This window comes from Bifidobacterium biavatii DSM 23969 (assembly GCF_000741165.1).
In the GTDB taxonomy this organism is placed as follows: Bacteria; Actinomycetota; Actinomycetes; order Actinomycetales; family Bifidobacteriaceae; genus Bifidobacterium; species Bifidobacterium biavatii.
This window is the reverse complement of the sequence record NZ_JGYN01000004.1, coordinates 264,640-287,945: the sequence shown is the minus strand read 5'-3', so window position 1 is coordinate 287,945 and position 23,306 is coordinate 264,640. Positions and strand designations below refer to the sequence as shown.

Annotated in this window: 17 protein-coding genes and 2 pseudogenes; 18 read left to right on the top strand and 1 reads right to left on the bottom strand. The window is 65.6% G+C overall.

The features are described from left to right. Nucleotides 1-9 precede the first annotated feature (9 nt). The 15 genes from dapB (at nucleotide 10) to BBIA_RS02350 (ending at nucleotide 18,749) form a co-directional block, all read left to right on the top strand. On the top strand, nucleotides 10-762 hold the full coding sequence (gene dapB, locus BBIA_RS02420; protein ID WP_033493029.1) for a 4-hydroxy-tetrahydrodipicolinate reductase: 753 nt from the start codon (nucleotides 10-12) through the stop codon (nucleotides 760-762). Nucleotides 763-833: 71 nt separating this feature from the next. Further along, nucleotides 834-1,724 carry a 4-hydroxy-tetrahydrodipicolinate synthase gene (dapA, locus tag BBIA_RS02415; protein WP_420796677.1) on the top strand — a complete coding sequence of 297 codons (891 nt, stop codon included), beginning with the start codon at nucleotides 834-836 and terminating at the stop codon, nucleotides 1,722-1,724. 144 nt (nucleotides 1,725-1,868) lie between these two features. After that, nucleotides 1,869-3,926, top strand: coding sequence for a ribonuclease J (locus tag BBIA_RS02410; protein ID WP_152600499.1), 2,058 nt, complete (start codon nucleotides 1,869-1,871; stop codon nucleotides 3,924-3,926). A gap of 88 nt (nucleotides 3,927-4,014) precedes the next feature. Continuing rightward, the gene (gene pepN, locus BBIA_RS02405; protein WP_033493025.1) at nucleotides 4,015-6,624 is read left to right on the top strand and encodes an aminopeptidase N; all 2,610 of its coding nucleotides are present in this window, start codon (nucleotides 4,015-4,017) and stop codon (nucleotides 6,622-6,624) included. Nucleotides 6,625-6,856: 232 nt separating this feature from the next. After that, nucleotides 6,857-8,245, top strand: a complete 1,389-nt coding sequence (gene glmM / locus BBIA_RS02400) for a phosphoglucosamine mutase (protein WP_033493023.1) — start codon at nucleotides 6,857-6,859, stop codon at nucleotides 8,243-8,245. Between the two features lie 57 nt (nucleotides 8,246-8,302). Next, on the top strand, nucleotides 8,303-8,956 hold the full coding sequence (locus BBIA_RS02395) for a peptide deformylase (RefSeq protein WP_033493021.1): 654 nt from the start codon (nucleotides 8,303-8,305) through the stop codon (nucleotides 8,954-8,956). Between the two features lie 92 nt (nucleotides 8,957-9,048). Next, nucleotides 9,049-10,449, top strand: a complete 1,401-nt coding sequence (locus BBIA_RS02390) for a 3'-5' exonuclease family protein (RefSeq protein ID WP_051923674.1) — start codon at nucleotides 9,049-9,051, stop codon at nucleotides 10,447-10,449. A gap of 166 nt (nucleotides 10,450-10,615) precedes the next feature. After that, nucleotides 10,616-12,286, top strand: a complete 1,671-nt coding sequence (locus tag BBIA_RS02385; protein WP_033493019.1) for an ABC transporter substrate-binding protein — start codon at nucleotides 10,616-10,618, stop codon at nucleotides 12,284-12,286. Nucleotides 12,287-12,603: 317 nt separating this feature from the next. Beyond that, nucleotides 12,604-13,581, top strand: coding sequence for an ABC transporter permease (locus tag BBIA_RS02380; protein ID WP_033493018.1), 978 nt, complete (start codon nucleotides 12,604-12,606; stop codon nucleotides 13,579-13,581). After that, nucleotides 13,578-14,426 (top strand): ABC transporter permease, encoded by an 849-nt coding sequence (locus BBIA_RS02375; protein WP_152600498.1) that lies wholly within the window; start codon nucleotides 13,578-13,580, stop codon nucleotides 14,424-14,426. Before BBIA_RS02380 ends, BBIA_RS02375 begins: the two co-directional genes overlap by 4 nt. Before the next feature lie 242 nt (nucleotides 14,427-14,668). Further along, nucleotides 14,669-15,556 carry an ABC transporter ATP-binding protein gene (locus BBIA_RS02370; protein WP_081891858.1) on the top strand — a complete coding sequence of 296 codons (888 nt, stop codon included), beginning with the start codon at nucleotides 14,669-14,671 and terminating at the stop codon, nucleotides 15,554-15,556. Nucleotides 15,557-15,564: 8 nt separating this feature from the next. Beyond that, nucleotides 15,565-16,323 (top strand): ABC transporter ATP-binding protein, encoded by a 759-nt coding sequence (locus BBIA_RS02365; protein ID WP_420796676.1) that lies wholly within the window; start codon nucleotides 15,565-15,567, stop codon nucleotides 16,321-16,323. 118 nt (nucleotides 16,324-16,441) lie between these two features. Next, nucleotides 16,442-16,810 carry a GntR family transcriptional regulator gene (locus BBIA_RS02360; RefSeq protein WP_033493017.1) on the top strand — a complete coding sequence of 123 codons (369 nt, stop codon included), beginning with the start codon at nucleotides 16,442-16,444 and terminating at the stop codon, nucleotides 16,808-16,810. After that, nucleotides 16,807-17,811, top strand: a complete 1,005-nt coding sequence (locus tag BBIA_RS02355) for an ATP-binding cassette domain-containing protein (protein ID WP_051923664.1) — start codon at nucleotides 16,807-16,809, stop codon at nucleotides 17,809-17,811. Before BBIA_RS02360 ends, BBIA_RS02355 begins: the two co-directional genes overlap by 4 nt. A 5-nt stretch (nucleotides 17,812-17,816) precedes the next feature. Next, nucleotides 17,817-18,749 (top strand): hypothetical protein, encoded by a 933-nt coding sequence (locus BBIA_RS02350; RefSeq protein WP_033493016.1) that lies wholly within the window; start codon nucleotides 17,817-17,819, stop codon nucleotides 18,747-18,749. Nucleotides 18,750-18,766: 17 nt separating this feature from the next. Here BBIA_RS02350 and BBIA_RS02345 read toward each other — a convergent pair. Then, nucleotides 18,767-19,815: pseudogene (locus tag BBIA_RS02345) on the bottom strand (D-2-hydroxyacid dehydrogenase family protein). A gap of 125 nt (nucleotides 19,816-19,940) precedes the next feature. Here BBIA_RS02345 and rpoZ point away from each other — a divergent pair. The 3 genes and pseudogenes from rpoZ (at nucleotide 19,941) to BBIA_RS02330 (ending at nucleotide 23,273) form a co-directional block, all read left to right on the top strand. Continuing rightward, the gene (gene rpoZ, locus BBIA_RS02340; RefSeq protein ID WP_033493015.1) at nucleotides 19,941-20,225 is read left to right on the top strand and encodes a DNA-directed RNA polymerase subunit omega; all 285 of its coding nucleotides are present in this window, start codon (nucleotides 19,941-19,943) and stop codon (nucleotides 20,223-20,225) included. A gap of 293 nt (nucleotides 20,226-20,518) precedes the next feature. After that, the gene (metK, locus tag BBIA_RS02335) at nucleotides 20,519-21,742 is read left to right on the top strand and encodes a methionine adenosyltransferase (protein ID WP_033493013.1); all 1,224 of its coding nucleotides are present in this window, start codon (nucleotides 20,519-20,521) and stop codon (nucleotides 21,740-21,742) included. A gap of 227 nt (nucleotides 21,743-21,969) precedes the next feature. Continuing rightward, nucleotides 21,970-23,273, top strand: a pseudogene (locus BBIA_RS02330) (class I SAM-dependent methyltransferase). The last annotated feature ends 33 nt before the right edge of the window (nucleotides 23,274-23,306 follow it).

Sequence of the window (23,306 nt, the reverse complement as noted above, 5' to 3'; positions counted from 1 at the left end):
GAGAACAACATGATCAAAGTCTCAGTGGTCGGCGCCAAGGGGCGCATGGGATCGCACGTCGTCGACGCGGTGAACGGCGCCGCCGACACGCAGCTCGCGCTCGCGCTCGACGCGGGCGACGACCTGACTGCCATCACGCCGGACAACACCGACGTGGTCGTCGAATTCACCGTGCCGAGCGTGTCGCTCGACAACGTGCTCGCGCTCGTGAAGCAGGGCGTGGACGTGGTCGTCGGTACCACCGGCTGGACCGACGAGAAGCTCGCACAGGTCAAGGCGGCGCTCGCCGAAGCCCCGCGCGAGAACCAGGCTGTGTTCATCGCGCCGAACTTCGCGATCTCCGCCGTCCTCGCCGATCATTTCGCCAAGGTCGCCGCACCCTACTTCGAGTCCGCCGAAGTTATCGAACTGCACCACCCGACCAAGGTGGACGCGCCCTCCGGCACTGCCATCCACACCGCCCAGGCCATCGGCGAGGCCCGCCGCGCCGCCGGGCTCGGCGACATGCCTGACGCCACCGAAACTGACGGCGGATCTCGCGGCCAGGTCGTCGACGGCGTGCACGTGCACGCGGTGCGCCTGCGCGGCCTCAACGCGCACGAGGAGGTGTTGTTCGGCAACGCGGGCGAGCAGCTGACCATCCGTGCCGACAGCTTCGACCGCATCAGCTTCATGCCGGGCGTGCTGCTCGCCGTGCGCAAGGTCGCCTCCGGTTCGTTCCCCGGCCTCACGGTCGGCCTCGACCACTTCCTCGACCTGTAAGGGCTGTTCGGCTTCTCGGCCGGAACCGAGCGTCCCGGCCGAGAAGTACCGTAAGCCGTATGACTGAGACGATGCATCTTCTTGATCCGGCCCCGTTCGGCCGCATTCTGCCCGCCATGATCACCCCGATGCGAGCCGACGGCTCCGTCGATTTCGAGGCGGCGCAGACCGTCGCCAAGCAACTGGTCGAGGACGGCGCGGACGGCATCGTCGTCAACGGCACCACCGGCGAGTCGCCGACCACGCATATGGACGAAAAAGTCGACCTCGTGCGTGCCGTGCGCGAGGCCGTGAACGTACCGATCATCTCTGGCGCGGGATCCAACGACACCGCGCACACCGTGCGCATGGTCGAGCAGACCCAGGAAGCCGGCGCCGACGCGGTGCTCGTCGTCGCCCCCTACTACTCGCGCCCCTCGCAGGAAGGCGTCTACCGCCACTACAAGGCGGTCAACGACTCGGCCGACAAGCCGATCATCATCTACGACGTGCCCGGCCGCACCGGCCTGCACATCCAGCTCGAAACCTACTGCCGCATGGCCGAACTTGACCATGTCACCGCCGTCAAGGACGCCACCGGCGACATCGCCGGCGCTGTGCGCAAGCGCATGGAAACCGGCCTGACCTGGTATTCCGGCGACGACGGCCTCTTCCTGCCGTTCCTGTCCGTCGGCGCGGTCGGCATCATCTCCGTCATCGCGCACGCGGCAGCCGGCCCCATGCGCGACCTCGCCAACGCGTTCGACCGCGGCGACATCCACGAGGCGCAGCGTCTCGCCGTCCAGCTCGCCCCGCTCGTCGAGGCGATGAACGGCAACGGCTTCCAGGCCGTCATGGCCAAGGCCGCGCTCAAGGTGCGCGGCGTGCTCGACGACACCACCATGCGCCTGCCGAACGTGGGCCCCGGTCCCTCCGAGCTTTCGCGCGCCGAAAACGGCATGCGCGCCGCCGGTCTGCTGTAATGACCGGACCGCGGCACGGCATGGCCCGCGTGTGACGCGCCGGACGCCGTGCCGCGCGGTTCACGGCCGTAACGTGAAGGGCCGCCATCATACGTCGTTCCCAGCACAGGCGGGAACACCAAACAATGGAAATCCAACTAGGAAATGGTTACAGAACAAGAAACATCGCAGAACACCACGCGCAAGCGCGCCACCAAGCGCAGCGCAACCCAGAACCAGACCGAAAGCGAGCAGATCGCGGCGGCCCAGGCGGCCGTCGAACTGCTCGGTGATCTTGACGGACGCGAATCCAGCGAGGCCGCGCCGGCCGACAAGGCCGACCGCAAGTCCTCCAAAGCCGGTCGCACCCGTCGTTCCGGCAAGTCCGGCGACAAGGCCGAGGGCAAGGCCCCGCGCAAGTCGTCCCGTTCCCGTTCCGAGCGCGGCGAACGCTCCGAAGGCCGCCGTTCCTCCGGCCCGCGCCGCGTCTCCCGCGGCGGCCAGCCCGCCACCGCGCCCCAGCAGGACGCCGTGCTCATCGCGCCCCCGAAGTACCGCAAGGGTTCGCTGCGCATCGTGCCGCTCGGCGGCCTCGGTGAAATCGGCCGCAACATGAACGTCATTGAGTACAACGGCCACCTGCTGCTCATCGACTGCGGCGTGCTCTTCCCCGAAGAGGAACAGCCGGGCGTCGACCTGATCCTGCCGGACTTCGACTACATCAAGGACCGTCTCGACAAGGTCGAAGCGCTCGTGCTCACCCACGGCCACGAAGACCACATCGGCGGCGTGCCCTACCTGTTGAAGCTCCGCCCGGACATCCCGCTCATCGGCTCCAAGCTCACCCTCGCGTTCGTGGAAGCCAAGTGCAAGGAGCACAACCAGCACCCGACCATGGTGCCGGTCACCGGCCGCGACAAGATGAAGGTCGGCCCCTACCAGCTCGAGTTCATCAACGTAACGCACTCCATCCCGGACGCGCTCGCCGTGTACGTGAAGACCCCGGCAGGCACGCTTATCGACACTGGCGACATCAAGCTCGACCAGCTGCCGCTCGACCACCGCATCACCGACCTCGTCGAATTCGGCAAGATCGGCGAGCAGGGCGTCGACCTGCTCATGATGGACTCCACCAACGCCGAGGTGCCGGGCTTCGTCAAGCCGGAAACCTCGATCGGCCCGGCGCTCGACCAGGCGTTCGCGCAGGCCAGCCGCAAGATCATCGTCGCGAGCTTCTCCAGCCACGTCCACCGCGTGCAGCAGGTCGTCGACACGGCGCACAAGTACGGCCGCAAGGTCGTCTTCGTCGGCCGTTCGATGGTGCGCAACATGTCCATCGCCGCTGACCTCGGTTACCTGCATCTGCCGGAGGACACCGTCATCGACCTGAAGCAGGCGCACGACGTGCAGGACGACAAGATCGTCTACATGTGCACCGGATCGCAGGGCGAGCCGATGGCGGCGCTCGGCCGCATCGCCGACGGCAACCACCGCGATATCACCATCAACGAGTTCGACACGGTCATCCTCGCCAGCTCCCTGATTCCGGGCAACGAGCACGAGGTGTACAAGGTCATCAACAAGCTCGTCCAGCTCGGCGCGCGCGTCGTTAATCGCGACAACGCGGCCGTGCACGTCTCTGGCCACTGCAACGAGGGTGAGCTGCTGTACATGTACAACATCGTCAAGCCCAAGTGTGCGATGCCGATCCACGGCGAAAATCGCCATCTGGTCGCCAACGGCCTGATCGCCGTCAAGACCGGCGTGAACCCGGACAACGTCGTGCTCGCGGAGGATGGCGACGTGGTCGACCTGTATCACGGCAAGGCCGCGGTCGTCGGCTCCGTGCCGTGCGGCTACGTGTACGTCGACGGCGACTCGATCGGCGAGCTGACCGATGAGGAGCTCGAGAAGCGCCGCATCCTCGGCACCGAAGGCTTTGTGTCCAGCTTCGTCGTGGTCGACACCGATGCGCGCGAGGTCGTCTCCGGTCCGAAGATCTACCTGAACGCCGTGGCCGAGGACGAAAGCGAGTTCGACAAGGTCCGTCACCAGATCGTCGAGCAGTTGAACGACGCGATGATGAGCGGCACGAAGGACACGTACAAGCTGCAGCAGATCATGCGCCGCACGCTCGGCGGATGGGTCGCGCGTCAGCTGCACCGCAAGCCGATGATCGTCCCGGTCGTGGCGGACATCGCCAACGACCTGATCGAACAGTAAACAGTAAGTTTCCCGCACAAGCGACAAGCAGAGGCGGCGTGAACGGCACAACCGATCACGCCGCCTCACGATTGAAACAAGGAGTGACATGCCAGGAGCAAACCTCACCCGCATTGAAGCCGAAGAGCGCAAGGCCGTCGTCGCGGCGCCCATCCACTACGCGGTCTCGCTCGACCTGACCGTCGGCGCGAAGAACTTCGCGTCCACCGCCGTCATCACGTTCGATGCCAAGCCGGGCGCATCCACCTTCCTCGACCTGATCGCCGACGAAGTGTCCGAAATCACGCTCAACGGCACCGCGCTCGACCCGGCCGCGGCCTACGCCGACAGCCGCATCGAACTGACCGACCTCCAGGAGCACAACGAGGTCATCGTCAAGGCGCTGTGCCGCTACTCCAACACCGGCGAGGGCCTGCATCGCAGCGTCGACCCGTCCGACGGCAACGTGTACCTCTACTCCCAGTTCGAGGTGCCGGACGCCCGCCGCGTCTACGCCGTGTTCGACCAGCCCGACCTCAAGGCCACGTTCGACTTCGACGTGCTCGCCGCCTCCAGCTGGATCGTCACCTCGAACATGCCGGTCAAGTCCGTCGACGCGACCGACAAGCAGACCGAGGAAGGCACGCTCGGCGACCACGCCGCCGAAGCCGTCAAGCACTGGACGTTCGAGACCACGCCGGTCATGAGCTCCTACCTGACCGCGATCTGCGCCGGCCCGTACGCCGAATGGCACACCGCCTACCGCAACGAGGACGGCCGCGTCGTGCCGATGGCCCAGTACTGCCGCCAGTCGCTCGCCGAGGCGTTCGCCAAGGACGTCGACTACCTGTTCGACATCACCAAGAAGGGCTTCGCGTTCTACGACAAGACGTGGGGCGTGCCCTACCCGTACGCCAAGTTCGACCAGATCTACGTGCCGGAATACAACGCGGGCGCCATGGAGAACATCGGCATGGTCACCATCCGCGACTCCTACGTGTTCGACTCCAAGGTCACCGACGCGCTCGCCGAGCGCCGCGTCGTGACCGTCCTGCACGAGCTCGCCCACATGTGGTTCGGCGACTACGTGACCATGAAGTGGTGGAACGACCTGTGGCTCAACGAGTCGTTCGCCGAGTTCACGTCTACGCTCGCCACCGCCGAGGCGACCGAATGGCACGACGCGTGGGCCACGTTCTGCTCCGGCGAGAAGAGCTGGGCGCTGCGCCAGGACCAGCTGTCGACCACGCACCCGATCGTCGCCCCGATCAACGACCTGAACGACACGTACGTCAACTTCGACGGCATCACCTACGCCAAGGGCGCTTCCGTCCTCAAGCAGCTCGTGTTCTACGTGGGCCGCGAGAAGTTCTTCAAGGGCATCAACGCGTACCTGAACAAGCACGCGTACTCCAACGCGACGCTCGCCGACCTGCTGAGCGAGCTGGAACTGACCTCCGGCCGCGACCTGAAGGCGTGGAGCGCGCAGTGGCTCGAGCAGTCCGGCATCAACACGATCGCCACCGAGGTCACGACCGCGGCCGACGGCACGATCGAATCGCTCGTGCTCAAGCAGAGCGCGCCGATCGAACACCCCGTGCTGCGTGCGCACCGCCTCGCCATCGGCTTCTACAACGAGGATCCGGCGACCGGCAAGATCGTGCGCACCGACCGCTTCGAACTCGACGTCGACGGCGAGGAGACGGTCGTCGCCGCGGCAGCCGGCAAGAAGCGTCCGGCGCTGATTCTCGTGAACGACGACGATCTGACGTACACCAAGCTGCGTTTCGACGCCGAGTCGCTCAAGTTCGCGACCGAAAACCTGTATCGCTTCGACGACGCGCTCGCCCGCGCCGTGATCTGGCTCGCGCTGTGGGACATGACTCGCGACGGCGAGCTGGCCGCGACCGAGTTCGTCGACACGACGCTGCGCCTGCTGTCGACCGAAACCGAGTCGACCACGTTCCGTTACGCGCTCGGCTGCATGAGCACCGCCGCATGGCACTACACCGCTCCGGCCTCCCGCGCCGAAGTCATCGAGCACGTGGCTGCCGAACTGTGGAAGCTCGCGTCCGCCGCCCCGGCCGGCTCCGACCAGCAGTTCCAGCTCGCCACCGCCTACCTCGGCTACGGCGAGGAGGGCGACGAGGCGTTCGCCGCCAACGCGAAGGGCCTGCTCGACGGTTCCGTCAAGCTCGACGGTCTCGAGATCGACAACAACTTCACGTGGACGCTCGTTAACGCGCTCGCCTCGGTGAACGTGTTCGGCGAAGCTGACATCGACGAGCAGCTCGCCAAGCGCGACACCACCGAGAACCGCGAGTTCGCCTACGGTGCCCGCGCGGTGCGTGGCACGGCTGACGCGAAGGCGTGGGCGTGGGATCAGGCCCTCAACAACGACGAACTGACCAACTCTCAGCTCGAGGCCGTTGCCCGCGGTTTCGCCGCCACCCCGCGCGCCGATCTGGCTGAGCCGTACGCGGAGAAGTACTTCGAGACCGTCGACTGGGTGTGGGCGAACAAGACGTTCCACATGGCCGAGGCGCTGCTCGAGGGCCTCTACCCGATCTACGCAGATCCGGCCACACTCGTCGAGCTCGGCAACGCATGGCTGTCCAGCCACGAGACCGCCGACAACGCGCTGCAGCGCATCATCCGCGGCAACGTGGAATCCTCCCAGCGCACCCTCAAGGTTCGCGACTTCAACGCGGCGCTGTAAGGCGGTTCGCTGATTCGGCGTCATGCGCCAATCATGCGTGGAATGATGACAAGGCTCCCCGACTTGGCCTCGTGCTGGGCGGGGAGCCTTTCCCGTTGCCGAGGGCGGACGTCGCGATCGAACACAATGCGGGGAAATTGGGCGTCATTATGCGTGGGGGAGTGACTCGGCCGCCCCGGATGGGTACGATGGTCACGGTAAACGACCACTCATGGGTAGAGGAAGTATCGACATGCCGAAGATGTTTGGAACCGATGGTGTACGAGGATTGGCCAACCGCGACCTGACCGCAAGGCTCGCGCTCGATCTGGGCGACGCTGCCGTACGCGTGCTCGGCAAGGCCGGCGCCCGCGACGAGAACCAGCCGGAGGGACGCCGCCGCGCGCTCGTGGGCCGCGACACCCGCGTCTCCGGCGACTTCCTCGCCTCCGCGCTGTCCGCGGGCATGTCCGCCGGCGGTTTCGACGTGATCGACGCGGGCATCATCCCGACCCCGGGCGTGGCCTACCTGACCAGCGTGCTCAACGTCGAAATGGGCGCCGTCATCTCCGCCTCCCACAACCCGATGCCCGACAACGGCATCAAATTCTTCGCGCGCGGCGGCTTCAAGCTGCCCGACGCCAAGGAGGACGAGATCGAAGCCGTGCTCGGCCAGGACTGGGAACGCCCCACCGGCGCCGGCGTCGGCCGCGTCAGCCACGACACGGTGACCGCCACCAACCTGTACATCGACCATCTGGTCTCCACCATCGCCCCGCTCAACCCGGACAAGACTCAGCCCAAGCCGCTCAAGGGCCTGAAGATCGTGGCCGACTGCGCCAACGGCGCCACCTCCGTGGTCGCCCCCGAAGCACTGCGCCGCGCCGGCGCCGAAGTCATGGTCATCAACGCCTCGCCGGACGGCTACAACATCAACAAGCACGCCGGCTCCACGCACCCCGAGCAGCTGCAGGCCATGGTCAAGGCCACCGACGCGGTGATGGGCGTCGCGTTCGACGGCGACGCCGACCGCTGCCTCGCCGTGGACGAGGACGGCAACATGGTCAACGGCGATCAGATCATGGGCATCCTCGCACGTGCCAAGAAGGAGGCCGGCAAGCTTGCCGACAACACGCTCGTCGTGACCGTCATGAGCAACCTCGGCCTCAAGCTCGCCCTGCGCGACATGGGCATCAAAACCGTGCAGACCGCCGTCGGCGACCGCTACGTGCTCGAGGAGATGCTGCGCGGCGGCTACACGCTCGGCGGCGAACAGTCCGGCCACGTCATCAACCGTGAATTCGCCACCACCGGCGACGGCACGCTCACCGCGCTCACCCTGTGCAACGAGGTCGTCCGCTCCGGCAAGAGCTTGAAGCAGCTCGCTGCCGACTTCCCGCAGTTGCCGCAGACGCTCGTCAACGTGCCGAACGTCGACAAGATGGCCGCCACCACGAACGCCAAGGTGCAGGCCGCCGTCGAACGCGAGGAGAAGCTGCTCGGCGACACTGGCCGCGTGCTGCTGCGCCCCTCCGGCACGGAACCGCTCGTGCGCGTCATGGCCGAAGCCGCCACGCAGGAGCAGGCCGACGAGGTCTGCGCCCGTCTTGCCAAGGTCGTCGCCGACGAGCTCGCCCTGTAACCGGCCGCAATCGCAGCCATCCGCTCCCGTACACGGAACATAAGGAACATCACGAACATGTTTGGAAAGAACGCCAAAGTCGACATCGAGCTCAACCGCGCCGTCGAACAGCTCATCAAAACCGGCGGCAAGGAGCGCATCCTGCCGATCGTGCAGGCCGGCGAACCGGTCCTGCGTCAGGAAACCGCGCCGTACGCCGGCCAGCTGAGCCGCAAGACGCTCGACAAGCTCATCGACACCATGCACACCACCATGCTTGAAGCGCCTGGCGTCGGCCTTGCCGCCACGCAGATCGGCCTCGGGCTTGCACTCGCCGTCGTCGAGGACCATGTGCGCGACGACGAGGATGATCCGCGCGAAATCGCCGAATTCCCGTTCCACGTCATCATCAACCCCAGCTACGAGCCGGCCGGCGAGGAAACCCGCAGCTTCTACGAAGGCTGCCTGAGCTTCGACGGTTATCAGGCCGTGCGCAAGCGCTGGCTCGACATCACCGCCCGTTGGCAGGACGAGGACGGCAAGCAGCACGAAGAGCACCTGCACGGCTGGCCGGCCCGCATCTTCCAGCATGAAACCGACCATCTGAGCGGCGAACTGTACATCGACAAGGCGGAAATCCGATCGCTCGCCACCACCGAAAACCTCGAGGACCTGTGGGCCGAGGATCCGGTGCCCACCGAAGCCGCCGAAGAGCTCGGATTCGACCTGTGAGCGACGCCGCACACGCCCCGCACACGCCGACCGCGGCGGGAACGCCCGCGGCCGGTCGCGAATGGCTCGAATCAGCCAAGGACGACATCGGCATGTGGTCCGCAGCCATGCCGAAAGACGCCGACGGACACACGATCGACTGGAACTGGGCGCGCGCGCTCGACCTCGCCGGCGGTGTCGGCTGCGCGTCAGACGACGACCTCGAACCGGACGCAACGTCCGATCTGCACGAGCTGATCGCACGCGACTACGCCGTGCGCGACCGGCTCGAGTCGATCATCGCGCAATGCAGCACCGCGTTCATGACCGACTTCGACCGCATCATCGCGTCTTACCGACTGCCACGAGCGCTCGCCTACGCGAACCGTCGGCTCAACGACGAAATCGCGCTGCTCATCGCACGTGGAGTCGCCGAAGGACGATGGACCGTGACCGAGGAACGTCGCCGGCGTATCACCGTGTCCGTCCTGCACGCCACGGACGGCAACGACGCGGCTCTCGCCGACATCCAGGACCGCAGCGCCGACGTGGCGAACGCGCGCGCCGACCGTCGCAGCCGACAGCGCGAACAGGAACGGGCCGGACGGCGCGACATGATGCGCGCCAACCTCGGCAGCGCCACGTCGCAGGCCGGATCGGCGACACTGTTCGGCGACGACAAGCCAGCGCAGTCCGCATCTCCGCAGCCGTCGCGGCCGGAACAATCGGCGCAGGACGTTGCGAACGCTCGCCTGCGCGACTATCGCAAGCCCGACTGGCGCGACGCCTACCTGCCAGGCCGCGATATCGATACCGTCATGGGCATCGACATCGAAACCACCGGCATCGACCCGGCCCGCGTATACGTCATCGACGTCGGCTTCGAATTCATGAACATGAACCCGGACACGCCCACGCAACCGAACGCATACCGGTACGAGCAGGACTACTACGAGGCCGGCGACGCCTACGGACAGGCGCGGCTCGCCTTCGGCGTGCCCGCACGCGCCGCACGGCTCGACAACAGGATCATCCGCGACCTGACCGGCATCGACGTACGCGAACGCGGGCCCGAAAGCGGTTTGCGCCTGTTCGACGAATGGCCCGCCGCCCAGCAGGGACTTCTGCGACGGCTCGAAACGCAGCCATACGTGGCGCACAACGCCACGTTCGAACACGGGTTCTTCATGCTCAACGTGGCCGGATATGCGGAAAGCTACCGTGCCGGCAACATCACCATCATCGACACCATGCCGATGAGCAAACGCTGGGACCCCGGCTCCGAGCCCGACAACGAGCACCCGTACGGCGACAACAAGCTCGACTCGTACGCCAAACGGCAAGGCGCGCTCGACCCGAGCCGCAACGAACGGCACCTCGGTCTCGAGGATGCGCACATCATGCTCGTCGCGATGAAACACCATCTGACCGACCTGCGCGCCGAGGGACGCGGACCATGGGGAGCAGGCGGCACAAGCGGCGTCGGCGGCAAACGCTGCGGACGCCGATGGTGACGCAACGGCCGTGACACAACGGTGGTGATGCAGCGTCGTCGTCACGTGGCAATCGGCGGCAACGTCGACGCGTACCCCGCACGGGCATGCCTATAATGACTCGCGGCGGTCGACCCGAAGCCGGGCGGCCAGCCGCAGTCATTACCGAGAACTCAAGAGGAACATCATGTCCGAACCCAACGGTGCGCACGGCAACGCCGGCGCAACCACAGACAACACGACCAACACCACCGGCGCCGCCACGGCAACCACCGACGCCAGCCTCGAAAACCGCGCCAAAACACCCAACCGCGGCCCCAAATGGTGGCTGTGGGCCATCATCGCCGTCATCGTCGTCGCGGCCATCGCCGTCGGCGTCAACATTGCCAAGCCGAAAACCGACGCGCAGGGCGGCAACCCTTCCACCGTCGAAACCGGCGGCACGGCGGCCGACACCGTCACCATCGGCCTCAAGCTCGCGCCCACCAACCTCGACATCCGCAACACGTCCGGCTCCGCACTCGACCAGGTGCTCATCGGCAACGTGTACGAAGGCCTCGTCGCCCGCGACGAGAACAACCAGGTCGTGCCGTCCATCGCAAAAAGCTGGGACGAAAGCAAGGACGGCCTGACCTACACGTTCCACCTCAACGAGAACATGACGTTCTCCAACGGCGACAAGCTCACCGCCGAAGACGTCGCATGGTCCATCAACCAGCTCATCAAAAACCAGTACCACGACGCCGACAGCCTGAGCATGGTCAAGTCCGTCGCCTCCGACGACGACAAGAACATCGTGACCATCACACTCAACACCGCCAACTCGAACCTGCTGTGGACGCTCACCGGCCGCCCCGGCCTCGTCTTCGACAAGGACGCCACATACGACGCGAAAACCGAAGCGATCGGCTCCGGCCCGTACACCGTCGCCAAATTCGTCGCCAACGATTCGATCACACTCAAAGCCAACCCGAAGTATTGGGGCACGCACAAGGCCAAGACCGCAACTGTCGTCGTCAAATACCTCGCCGACGACAACGCGGCCGTGAACGCGCTCAAATCCGGCGACGTGCAGGTGCTCGCGCCCATCACCGAAAACCTCGCCTCGCCGTTCACCTCCGACAGCGCGCACTACACGGTCAAGGCCGGCGACGACACCGACAAATACGTGATGGCGTTCAACTCCAAGGGCAAGAACACGTCCGACAAGCGCGTGCGCCAGGCCATTCGCTACGCCATCGACCACGACGAGCTCATCGCCTCGCGCGGCGGCGCCGACAAGGCACTCGGCGGCCCCATCCCGTCCCTCGACCCCGGCTACGAGGACCTGACCGGCCTGTACCCGCATGACGAGGCCAAAGCCAAGGCGCTCATGAAGGAAGCCGGCTACAGCACCGACAAGCCGCTCCAGCTCACCCTCACCTACGCGAACATCTACGGCACCGAACTCGGCGACCAGCTGCGCTCGCAGCTCGCCAAAATCGGCATCGACCTGAAGGTCAACGTGGTCGAATTCTCCACCTGGCTGCAGGACGTGTACACGAACAAGGACTACGACATCTCGCTCGTCGACCACAACGAAAGCCACGACTTCTACCAGTGGGCCGACCCGACCTACTACTACAACTACGACAACAAGGAAGTCCAGCAGCTGTACGCGCAGGCCATCGCCGCCACATCCGACGACCAGCGCGACGAACTGCTCGCCAAGGCCGCCAAGCTCGTCTCCGAGGACGCGCCCGCCGACTGGCTGTTCAACTACCGTGTCACCACCGCGTGGGCGAACGGTGTCAGCGGCTTCCCGGTCAACCTCAACCAGACCCTCCTGCCTCTCTATAACGTCACCTACACGAAGTAGCGGGGCCGATCGGGATCGTCGCGGTGACCGCGCGGGACTGGGATATGCCATTCGCGACACACTCAAGGCCGTTCGGCCAAGCCTACGGTCTCGAACGGCATATCCCAGTCCTACGCTCGTTGCGCTGCAATTGTTGCGCGGTCGATGCCTCGGCAGAACGTAACGTATCGGATCAGCGAGCGTGGGGTGAGGGATGTCCTGTTCACGACCGTATGACTTGGCCGAGCGGCCCGGAGCGTGTCGAGAATAGGACATCCCTCACCCCACGCGGACACCATCTTCCAGACACAGTTTTTCCAATCATCAAGGAGCCGCATATGCGATTCATAGTTCGACGGTTGCTGCTGTTTGTCGTGGCGCTGTTCGGGGTGTCCGTCGTCGTGTTCGCGGCCCTGCGGATCCTGCCGGGCGACGTCGCGTCCGTGATGGCCGGACTCAACTCTCCGGCGTCGCGCGTCGAAGCGCTGCGCGAACAGTTCGGCCTGAACCGGCCGCTCGTCGTCCAGTACGCCGATTGGGCGGGAGGACTGCTGCGCGGCGACTTCGGCACGTCGATCCTGACCGGACGGTCCGTCACGTCGCTCATCGCCTCGCGCGCGTCGATCACGTTCCCGCTGATCGTGCTCGGTCTGCTCGTCGCGATCATGATCGGCGTGCCACTCGGTATTGCGGCGACGCTCGCGCGATCGGACGCCGCGCGCACCGCGTTCCATGTCGCCGGACTCATTGGCGGCGCAATCCCCGCGCTGTGGGGCGGGCTTCTGCTCATCCTGCTGTTCGCACGCGGCACCGGACTGATCGGCCTGTTTCCCTCGCAGGGCTTTCCGCTCGACGGATGGGCCGCGCCCGGACAGGCCGTCTGGTCGCTCATCCTGCCGGCGTTCACCGTCGGCATCATCGTTGGCGCGTCGCTCATGCGCTACATGCGCTCCGCGCTCGGCGACGTCGCCGGATCGGGGCGCATCGACATGGCCATGGCATGCGGCATGACGCGCGCGCAAGCTGTGACCGGCGTCGGCCTGCGGCTCGCCATGCCGCAGCTCGTCTCCGTCATCGGCCTCACGTTCGCGGAAATGATCACCGGCGTCATGGTCATCGAAAACTTGTTCGCGCTGCCCGGCATCGGTTCCGGACTCGTCACCGACGTCGGCAACCGCGACCTGATCGCCGTGCAAAGCGAATTGTTCATGCTCGCCGCGTTCTTCCTGCTCGTCGGCCTCGTCGTCGACCTGCTGCACCGCGCACTCGACCCGCGGCTGGCCACGGCCACGGACACTACGGAGGTGACCGCATGATCGTTCTTCGTTCCATGTGGAGGCGCGGCGAAGGCAAGTTCGCACTCGTCGTGCTCTCGCTGTGGCTGCTCGTCGCGCTCGTCTCGCTGTTTTGGACGCCGCAGCCGCTGCTCGCCACCGACGGCTATCACGTGTGGGCCAAACCGTCCGCCGCGCATTGGCTCGGCACCGACGGCACCGGTGCGGACGTGCTCAGCTGGCTCATGGCCGGCTCGCGCACCAACCTGCTCATTGTCATCCTTACCGTCCTGTTCGCCGGCGCGTTCGGACTGCTGCTCGTCGCCGCGATGGTCGCGCGCAATACGGCGCTCGCCGGCGCAAGCGTGGTCGTCATCGACGCGCTCATCTCGATCCCGACCGTGCTGCTCGCGCTCATCCTCGCCGTGCCGCTCGGCGCGTCCATCACCGTGATCGTCGTCGCCTGCGGATTCGGATACGGGCTGAACCTGGCGCGCGTTGCCCGCCCGGCTGCGCTGCTCGCCGCGCGTTCGTCGTACGTCGAATCGGCGCTTGCTGCCGGCGCGTCCGGCTGGTGGACGTTCGTGCGGCATATCGTGCCGAACACGCTGCCCGTGCTGCTCGTGCAGCTGTCGCTGTCCGCGGGTACCGCCGTGCTGGCCGAAAGCGGGCTCACGTATCTGGGCATCGGCGTGCCGAGCGGCGTGCCGAGCTGGGGGCATTCGCTCGCCACATCGGTCAAGTTCATCAACGTGTACCCGCTGACCGTCCTGTGGCCGGGCCTGATCGTGACAATCGTGGTCGTCGCGCTCAACGTGTTCGGCGACGTGCTGCGCGACGCGGCCGACCCGCTGTCCAATCCCGAGCTTAGGGAAATACGTGATTAGACGTTGGGTGCGGATCACGATGACGGTCTGTTTCTTGGCATGCTTATGATTGATGGCCAATATGTTGCGGGTGCGGACTGCGACGATGACATGTCGCTCGACACGCTCCGGGCCGCTCGGCCAAGTCATACGGTCGAGCAACATGCCATCGTCTCCGTCTGAGGAATAACGAGGTTCTTATGCGTGATCGCTTGAATCGTTCTGACAATAATGATGTCATATGGGAAAAGAGGTGATATGCGATGAGCGTTGAGGTGCGGGGACTGCACGTGACAATCGGGGGGAAAACGATCGTGCGCGGCGTTGATCTGAGCGTGGCCGAAGGGGAGCGCGTCGGACTGGTCGGCTCGTCCGGGTCGGGCAAGTCGATGATTTCGCGTGCGATCATGGGACTGCTGCCGGCGAACGCGCGCGTGTCCGGGTCGATCATGGTCGGCGACCGGCAGGTCGTCTGCGCGCCCGATGTGGCGTTGGCCGATCTGCGCGGACGATACATGGGCATGGTGTTTCAGAATCCCGGCTCGTCGCTCAATCCGGTGATGACGGTCGCGCGGCAGGTCGCGTTGCCGCTGCGACTGCACTATGACCTGACGAAGGCCGAACGGCTCGACCGCGTGCGCGCGATGATCGCCAAGGTCGGCCTGCCGGACGACGTGCTCGGCAAGTACCCGCATCAGCTGTCCGGCGGCCAGCAGCAGCGCGTCGGCATCGCGACCGCGCTGATCACGTCGCCGCGGTTCATCATCGCCGACGAACCGACCACTGCGCTCGACTCGATCGTCCAACGACAGATCGTCGACCTGCTCGTCTCACTCGTCGACGACGCGGGCGCGTCCATGCTGTTCATCACGCACGATTTCGCAGTGCTCGCGCACGCCACCACCCGCTGCTACGTGCTCGACGACGGCGCGATCGCCGACTCCGGCGACACCGCCGCCCTGCTCGCGCACCCGACCACCCCCGCAGCCTCCCATCTCGTCTCCGCCGCCCGCACCCTCTCCCTGAACGCTTCGGCCTGTGCGGCCGACTCCGGCAATACAGCTGGCGGAGCCTCGGCCCCCTCAGCCGAGGGGGCCGTCAGCCGCAGGCTGACTGGGGGAGCGTACACTCAACCACCTCAGCATCAGTGAGTACCGTCATGCCCACCACATCCATGTCACATGCCCCGCTGCTTTCCGTCCGCAACATCGATAAGTCCTTTGGACGCCGCGCCGACCGCCGTCAGGTGCTGTTCGACGTGTCCGCCGACGTGTATCCCGGTGAATGCCTCGCCGTGATCGGCGGCTCCGGTTCCGGCAAGTCGACGCTGACCCGCATCATGCTCGGCCTCGACACCGCTGATTCCGGCACGGTCACGTATGCGGGCGGCGACATCCGTCGCGAATCCGGGCTTGTGTTCCAGGATCCGTTCTCGTCGCTCGACCCGCGCTGGCGTGTGGGCCGGTCCGTCGCCGAACCGCTACGCATCCAGCGGCGCGACCTGTCCCGGGATGAGATCGCCGCCCGCGTGGCCGCCGCGCTGCGCACGGTCGGACTCGACCCGGCCGTGTTTCTCGGCCGGTATCCGATCGACCTGTCGGGTGGGCAGGCGCAGCGCGTCGCCATCGCGCGCGCGATCGTCAACGAGCCGCGCGTCATCCTCGCCGACGAGCCGATGAGCGCCATCGACGTGGCTGCGCGCATCCAGATCCTCGACGCCTTCGCCGCTATCCGTGAAACACGCCGTGAAACGGCTTTGGTGATGGTGTCGCACGATCTGGGCGTGGTGCAGCACATCGCCGACCGCATCCTCGTCCTCCACGACGGCCGAGTCGAGGAATGCGGCCCCACCTACGCCGTGCTTGGCGACCCGCAATCCGCCTATACGCGCGAACTCATTGCCTCCGCCTCGCTGTAAATAACCAGCCAGCGGCGAATGTCTCCGTGCGCCGCCGTTGACAGAAACGGCGTCTTGGTTATATGGTTAGTTACATGAGTAATGAACCAACAAAGTAACGAGAAGAAAGGAGGGATGCGTGCATTTCGACGATTCCAGCGGGGAACCGCTGTTCCGGCAGGTGGCGAACCAGCTGGGCGAGGCGATCGTCGCGGGAACTTACCGGGAAGGCGATCAGGTGCCCAGCACCACGGAAATCTCCACGGCGTACCGCATCAACCCCGCCACCGTGCTCAAGGGCATGAACCTGCTCGTCGAACAGGGACTGCTCGAAAAGCGCAGGGGACTGGGCATGTTCGTCACCATGGGCGCGCAGCGACGCGCCAAAGACGCCCGGCGCGAGGCGTTCCTCGCCGAAAGCGTCCCCAGATTCATCGACGAGGCCAAACGGCTCGGCATCGCCGCCGACGAACTCGCTGCCATCATCACGAAAGGCTACCGATCATGAGCCTGACCATCACCAACCTCACCAAAACCTACGGCACTGGCGCCAACACGGGCGCGCGTCCTGCGCTTGACCGCGTCAGCCTCGCCCTGCAGCCGGCCATCTACGGCCTGTTCGGCCGCAACGGCGCCGGCAAGTCCACGCTCATGTCGCTCATCGCCAACCGTCTGCTGCCCACCTCCGGCACGGTCATGCTCGACGGCACCAACGTGCGCGACAACGAAGCCGCGCAGGGCCGCATCTATCTCGCCAACGAAACGCGTCCGTTCCTGTGGCCGGTGCGCCTCGGCGCGATCTTCCGCCGCGAAGAACGCTACTACGGCGGATTCGACCACGGATTCGCCGCGCGCATGCTCGCCGCATTCGGCATCGAACCGGGCAAGGCGTACGGCAACCTGTCGCTCGGTCAGCGTCACATCGTGCAGCTGGTTGCCGCACTGTGCGTGCCGGTCGATGTGCTGCTGCTCGACGAACCGGTGCTCGGACTCGACGCGGCCAACCGCGAACTGTTCTACCGCTTCTTGCTCGAAACGTACGCCAGCCGGCCGCGCGTCATTGTCGTCTCCACGCACCTCATCGACGAAATCGCGCATGTGATCGAACGCGCGATCATCCTCGACCACGGCCGCGTCGCGGACGAATTCGCCGCCGAATCGGTCGGTTCTCGCGCCACCGTGCTCGTCGGCGACTCGAACGCGGTCGGCTACTTTGTCGACGAAGCAGGGCTGAGCGTCATCGCGCGCGAAAGCATGGGAAAGCTGTCCGGCATCACCGTGCACGGTGCGATCGCGGCGGACGACCTGCCCGAAGGCATCGTCGCCAGCGGCCTGGGCCTGCAGGACTACGTCATCAGGTCGACCGGCGGTGCGGCGGACGGCGCCAGCGAGACCGAATCAGCATCGTCTTCACGCGGCGCTGCGAACGGAACCGTGAACAAAACCACGAACGCAACCGCGCGCGACGCCGCATGCGACGTCGCAGCCGCGACAGACGAGAAGGAGTAACGATCATGGTCAGACAGCAATCCCATGTCAGCCGGCAGTTCGTCGCCATGGCCAAGCGCTGCGCGATCCTGTACGCGGTGATGTTCGCCGTGCCGCTGGCGACGCTCGGTGTTTCCGCATATCGCGTGTATGTGCAGCTGTCCGAACCCGGATCCGCCGTGCTCCCCGTGGACGTCGAGGCGCGCATGTTCCCGTTCCTGTTTCTGGCTGGAGTGGTCTGGTTCGTCGGATTCTTCGACGTCGAACTGTGTCACGGCGTTTCGCGCCGATCGTTCGCGAACATTGGCATGATCGCAGCCGTGGCGATCTCCGTCGTGGCGACGATCGTGCTGGCTCCGATGAGTCACGCAGGCAGTGTGCTGGCGCGATCCGCGCTTGCATCGGAAGCCCAGAGTGACAGCCTGCTGAACTCGCCGGCCGGTACGCTGCTGTATTTGCAGGCGACCCGGTCGGACCGGTTCCGATACGCGGGGGCGGGATGCCCTGCGGAGTGGATAGGCGGCGTGTGCGGCATCACGTCGGACCATCGGATCGTCGCCTTTGACTGGCTGTACATGTCGATGAAAATGTTCTCGCTGATGTTAATCGTCTCGTCGTTGGGCATGCTGGTCGGCGCGTTGGTCGCATGGGTGTTCAACGGCGGCGTGATGCGCTGGACGGGCGGCTCGATCCTGATCATCGTGGCGGTCGCGCTGTACACCGTGCTCAATCCGTGGTGGTACTACGGCGACATGTACGACGGCGCGCTGCCGAAATCGCTGTACTGGATCCACAACCTGCTGTCCGGCAGCGTGATACGTACTGAGGGAGCGCGGCGGATCGTCTCGTATCAGGCGTGGATTCCGCTCGTATTCTCGATCCTTCTGTTCGCGTTGTGTGCGTTCGCCGTGGACCGGATGACCTTGCGGCGCGAGATCAGGCCCGCGCGCGGACGCTGACGATTGCCGGCCGAGCGTCAGTTGGCGACGTTGAAGTCGCCGCCGGCAAAGAACGAGCGGATCGACTGGACGACCTGACGGGTGAGGCCCACGTACGCCTCGTCGTTGCGCCACGCGACGTGCGGCGTGAGGACGATGCCCGGCACCCGCCGCAACGGGTCGTCCAGCGGCAGTGGCTCGCGCTCGTACACGTCGAGCGCCGCGCGGACGTCGCCGCGCAGCAGTCGCGCGGTCAGCGCGCCTGGTTCGACGATTTCGGCGCGGGCCGTGTTCAGGAACAGCGTTCCCGGACGCATCTGGTCCAGCTCGCGGATCGTGACGATGCCCGCCGTCTCCGCAAGCAGCGGCAGGTGCAGGCTTACGATGTCCGAGCGCTCCATGAGATCGCCCATGTCGTCGATCAGGTCCACGCCAAGTCCGGCCGCGGCCATCGGGTCGACGTGCGAATTCCAGACGGCCACTTTCATGCCGAAACCGTTCGCGATGCGCGCCACGGCCTGCCCGATGCCGCCGAAGCCGACTAGGCCGATCGTCTTGCCGTGCAATGCATAGCCGTCAGCGCCCGTCCAGTCGCCCGCCCGCACCTCGGCGTTCAGTCGGCCGACCTCGCGGGCCAGCTCCAGCAGCAGTGCGAACGTATGCTCAGCGACCGCGTGATCGCCGTAATGCACGATGTTGCACACGCGCACGCCATGTTCGCGCGTTCGCGCCAGATCGATGTAGCTGGCGACGCCCGTGCCGCCGAACGCGAAGCAGCGCACATGGCCTGGGCCGCCGTCGAACCCGCAGAACCGGTCGAGCATCGCGTCGGGAACGTGGAATCCGATCACCATCACCGCGTCCGCGTCGGCCGAGCGCGTGAGGATCGTCTCCTCGTCCATCGTGCAGTCGGTGTACATGCGTACACGCGCTACGTCGCGCAGCAGCGGCAGGTTGGTGCGGAACGGCTCGATCATCGAGCGATGACCGACGGCATCACCGCCAGCGGCAGGTCGGTGCGGTCCGGCTGCGTTTCGATGACTGGGGGAACGGCGGAAGATGCGGGGGAGGGTTCGTGTTCGCTCATGCCCCTTACCCTAGACCGGTTTCGTGTCGGGCGGGTCCCGCATGTCCGCGTGTTGAGGGGTCGCGCTATACTTGCAAGGTTGGAATAGCTGTAACGCTCATGTTGATGATTTGGAGAACAACACTATGGCTTTTGGCACCGATCCCCGTCCGCAGGGACTTGCGAATCCGCCGATCGACGATCTGATGGAGCACGCCGATTCCAAGTACGCGCTGGCGATCTTCGCCGCCAAGCGCGCCCGCCAGATCAACTCCTACTTCACGCAGCTCAATGAGGGCCTGCTGCAGAACGTTGGCCCGCTGGTCGAATACCAGAACCAGGAGAAGCCGCTGTCCATCGCGTTCCGCGAAATCAACGAGGGTCTGCTCGAGGAGACCCTTGGTGAGGATGATTTGAGCGAAGGTAACTGATTCGCGCATGTGCGGCCCGTTGCGGGTCGTCCATGGACCGTTCGCATTGCGGACAGTTGCTGGTCGGATACTGACCGGCGTCAATGGATGGTGATCCGTGGTTTGTGCACGATTCAAGCCAAATCGCCGCAATTATAGCGTATACGCCATTGGAACCGATGCAGGAGACGAAATCTCCGCAGCATCGTTTCCATGGGGCGTATTATTTTCTGCGTATGACACGTTCCGCCCGCCGTCCCGTCGGTGCGGGCCGAACGGGGGACACGGACGGGTTGCAACAAGAGGTGCGATACATGGAACGACGATTGATCTCCGCCGAATCGGTGACCGAAGGCCATCCCGACAAGATCTGCGACCAGATTTCGGATGCGATTCTGGACGACCTGCTCAAGCAGGACATCCACTCGCACGTCGCCGTGGAAACCGTGGCCGGCGTCGGCCAGTTCCTCATCTTCGGCGAGGTCAACAGCGAAGGCTACTGCGAGGTCCAGCACGTCGTGCGCGACGTGGTGCGCCGCATCGGCTACACGAGCAGCGAGGTCGGCCTCGACGCCGACTCGTGCGGCGTGCTCGTCTCCATCACCGGCCAAAGCGCCGAGATCAACCAAGGAGTCTCCCGCCTGAGCCACGAGCAGGAGTCCGAAGCGTCCCGCGAAGAACGCTACGAGGCGCAGGGCGCCGGCGACCAGGGCGTCATGTTCGGCTACGCGACCGACGAGACCGACGTGATGATGCCGCTGCCGATCCATCTCGCCCACTGTCTCGCTTACCGCCTTGCGCAGGTGCGCAAAAGCGGCGAGGTCACGCACCTGCGCCCGGACGGCAAGACGCAGGTCACCATCGAATACGACGAGAACGACCGCGCCGTGCGCCTCGACACGGTGCTCATCTCCACGCAGCACGATCCCGAAGCCACGCACGACTGGCTTGAGGCGCAGCTGGTCGAACACGTCATCAAGCCGGTGCTCGACGAAGTGCTCGGTGACAAGGTTGAACACGACGACTACCGCGTGCTCGTCAACCCGACCGGTTCGTTCGTGCTCGGCGGCCCGGCCGCCGATTCGGGCCTGACCGGCCGCAAGATCATCGTCGACACGTACGGCGGCGCCGCCCACCACGGCGGCGGCGCGTTCAGCGGCAAGGACCCGAGCAAGGTCGACCGTTCTGCCGCGTACGCCGCGCGCTGGGTCGCCAAGAACATCGTGGCCGCCGGCCTCGCGCACAAGGTCGAAGTGCAGGTCGCGTACGCGATCGGCGTGGCTGACCCGGTGTCCGTGAACGTCGAAACGTACGGTACCGAAATCGGCGGCGTGACCCGCGAGCAGATCCAGAAGGCCGTGCGCGAGGTGTTCGACCTGCGCCCCGCCGCGATCATCGACGAGCTCGACCTGCTGCGCCCGATCTACTCGAAGACCGCCGCGTACGGTCACTTCGGCCGTGAGGACAAGGACTTCACGTGGGAGCGCACCGACAAGGTCGACGCGCTCAAGGATGCGATCGAAGCCCAAGCCGCGTGACGCAACGCCGGACGGCCCGGCTGAACCGGTCACGCCGGCGGTTCCGGCCGAGCCGACGCCTGCGCGCCGGCATGAACCTTATAACCCAATGACAGACTATGGCGCCTGCCGTGAAGATGTTTCGCGGCGGGCGCCTTTTGCAAGCCGTGCGTGCAAGCCGCGCAGACCGCGTGAATCGGACGTGACACGGCGACGCACATCATGCATCACCAAGAAAGAGGCGAACCATGAGCTATGGCAAGACGATGACCGTCGCCGAAATGGTCGGCGAATTCATCGAACCCAATCCGCTGCTGCGCGTCGAGGCGTTCGACGGCTCGACGTTCGGCCCGCAGACGGCCGATCTGGTCGTGCGGGTCAAGACCCCGAACGCCGTATACCAGCTGCTTGAACACCCGAACGAGATCGGCGCCGTGCGCGCTACGTGCTCGGCGATTTCGACATCGACGGCATCGACTACGCCGACCCGTACCCGCAGCTACGCCAGCTGCTGTCGCTGGCCCCCTACGTCCGGCCGCTGTCTCCGCTCTCGGTCGCCAAGGTCGCCGGATCGATCCTGAGCCACGGCATCCGCAAGGCCCCCGTGCCGGCCACCGAAGGCCCGTCCAAGTTCGCGCGCATCAAGTCCGGCCTGCTGCCGCACACCGAAAAGGCCGACAGCGAAACCGTGAGCTTCCACTATGACCTGTCCAACGGGTTCTACCGCAATTTCCTCGGACCCACCATGACCTACACGTGCGCCGTGTTCCCGAGCGAGGAGACGAGTCTCGAGGACGCGCAGCTCAACAAGATCCGCCTCGTGCTCGACAAGCTCGGGCTGAAGCCCGGCGACCGTCTGCTCGACATCGGCTGCGGCTGGGGCTCGCTCGTGATCGAGGCCGCCAAGCGCGGCATCAAGGCGCTCGGCGTGTCGCTGTCGAAGGAACAGATCGAATACGGGCAGGAGTGGATCAAGCGCGAAGGACTGGAGGATCTGGCCGAACTGCGCGTCATGGACTACCGCGACGTGCCCGAACGCGACTTCGACGGCATCTGCTCGATCGGCATGATGGAGCACGTGGGCGTCAAGAACTACCAGAGCTACTTCGAGGAGATGTTCAAGCTCCTCAAGCCCTGCGGCCGACTGCTCAACCACCAGATCACCATCAGCCACGACAAGCCGAATGGCAAGCCCGGCACCGACGAATTCCTCGACCGCTACATCTTCCCCGATGGCGACCTCGGCGCGCCCGGATTCATCGAAAGCTGCATCCACGACGCCGGATTCAACGTAGTGCATCAGGAAAACCTGCGCCAGCACTACGCGCTCACCCTGCACCACTGGAACCGCAACCTGTCCGCGCATTGGGAGGAGGCCGTCCAAGAGGTCGGATTCGAACGCGCGAAGGTGTGGGGCCTGTACATGGCCGCCTGCGCGCTCAACTTCGAGATCGACGGCATTCAGGTGCACCAGTTCCTCGCCGTCAAGCCCGACCGCGTCGGTCACCCGGACGGCAAGTGGTATCCGCTGCGCCCGTGGTGGCGAGCCTGAGCCGGGAGCGCCGGTGCACGCCGCCTGCGGCTC

What these genes read in the sequence shown, in the direction of transcription:
- BBIA_RS02375 (WP_152600498.1), top strand. Translation starts at nt 13,578, where the DNA reads ATGATCGTTCTTCGTTCCATGTGGAGGCGCGGCGAAGGCAAGTTCGCA.
- metK (WP_033493013.1), top strand. Translation starts at nt 20,519, where the DNA reads ATGGAACGACGATTGATCTCCGCCGAATCGGTGACCGAAGGCCATCCC.
- BBIA_RS02370 (WP_081891858.1), top strand. Translation starts at nt 14,669, where the DNA reads ATGAGCGTTGAGGTGCGGGGACTGCACGTGACAATCGGGGGGAAAACG.
- dapA (WP_420796677.1), top strand. Translation starts at nt 834, where the DNA reads ATGCATCTTCTTGATCCGGCCCCGTTCGGCCGCATTCTGCCCGCCATG.
- dapB (WP_033493029.1), top strand. Translation starts at nt 10, where the DNA reads ATGATCAAAGTCTCAGTGGTCGGCGCCAAGGGGCGCATGGGATCGCAC.
- BBIA_RS02395 (WP_033493021.1), top strand. Translation starts at nt 8,303, where the DNA reads ATGTTTGGAAAGAACGCCAAAGTCGACATCGAGCTCAACCGCGCCGTC.
- rpoZ (WP_033493015.1), top strand. Translation starts at nt 19,941, where the DNA reads ATGGCTTTTGGCACCGATCCCCGTCCGCAGGGACTTGCGAATCCGCCG.
- BBIA_RS02390 (WP_051923674.1), top strand. Translation starts at nt 9,049, where the DNA reads ATGTGGTCCGCAGCCATGCCGAAAGACGCCGACGGACACACGATCGAC.
- pepN (WP_033493025.1), top strand. Translation starts at nt 4,015, where the DNA reads ATGCCAGGAGCAAACCTCACCCGCATTGAAGCCGAAGAGCGCAAGGCC.
- BBIA_RS02365 (WP_420796676.1), top strand. Translation starts at nt 15,565, where the DNA reads ATGCCCACCACATCCATGTCACATGCCCCGCTGCTTTCCGTCCGCAAC.
- BBIA_RS02385 (WP_033493019.1), top strand. Translation starts at nt 10,616, where the DNA reads ATGTCCGAACCCAACGGTGCGCACGGCAACGCCGGCGCAACCACAGAC.
- glmM (WP_033493023.1), top strand. Translation starts at nt 6,857, where the DNA reads ATGCCGAAGATGTTTGGAACCGATGGTGTACGAGGATTGGCCAACCGC.
- BBIA_RS02355 (WP_051923664.1), top strand. Translation starts at nt 16,807, where the DNA reads ATGAGCCTGACCATCACCAACCTCACCAAAACCTACGGCACTGGCGCC.
- BBIA_RS02410 (WP_152600499.1), top strand. Translation starts at nt 1,869, where the DNA reads ATGGTTACAGAACAAGAAACATCGCAGAACACCACGCGCAAGCGCGCC.
- BBIA_RS02350 (WP_033493016.1), top strand. Translation starts at nt 17,817, where the DNA reads ATGGTCAGACAGCAATCCCATGTCAGCCGGCAGTTCGTCGCCATGGCC.
- BBIA_RS02380 (WP_033493018.1), top strand. Translation starts at nt 12,604, where the DNA reads ATGCGATTCATAGTTCGACGGTTGCTGCTGTTTGTCGTGGCGCTGTTC.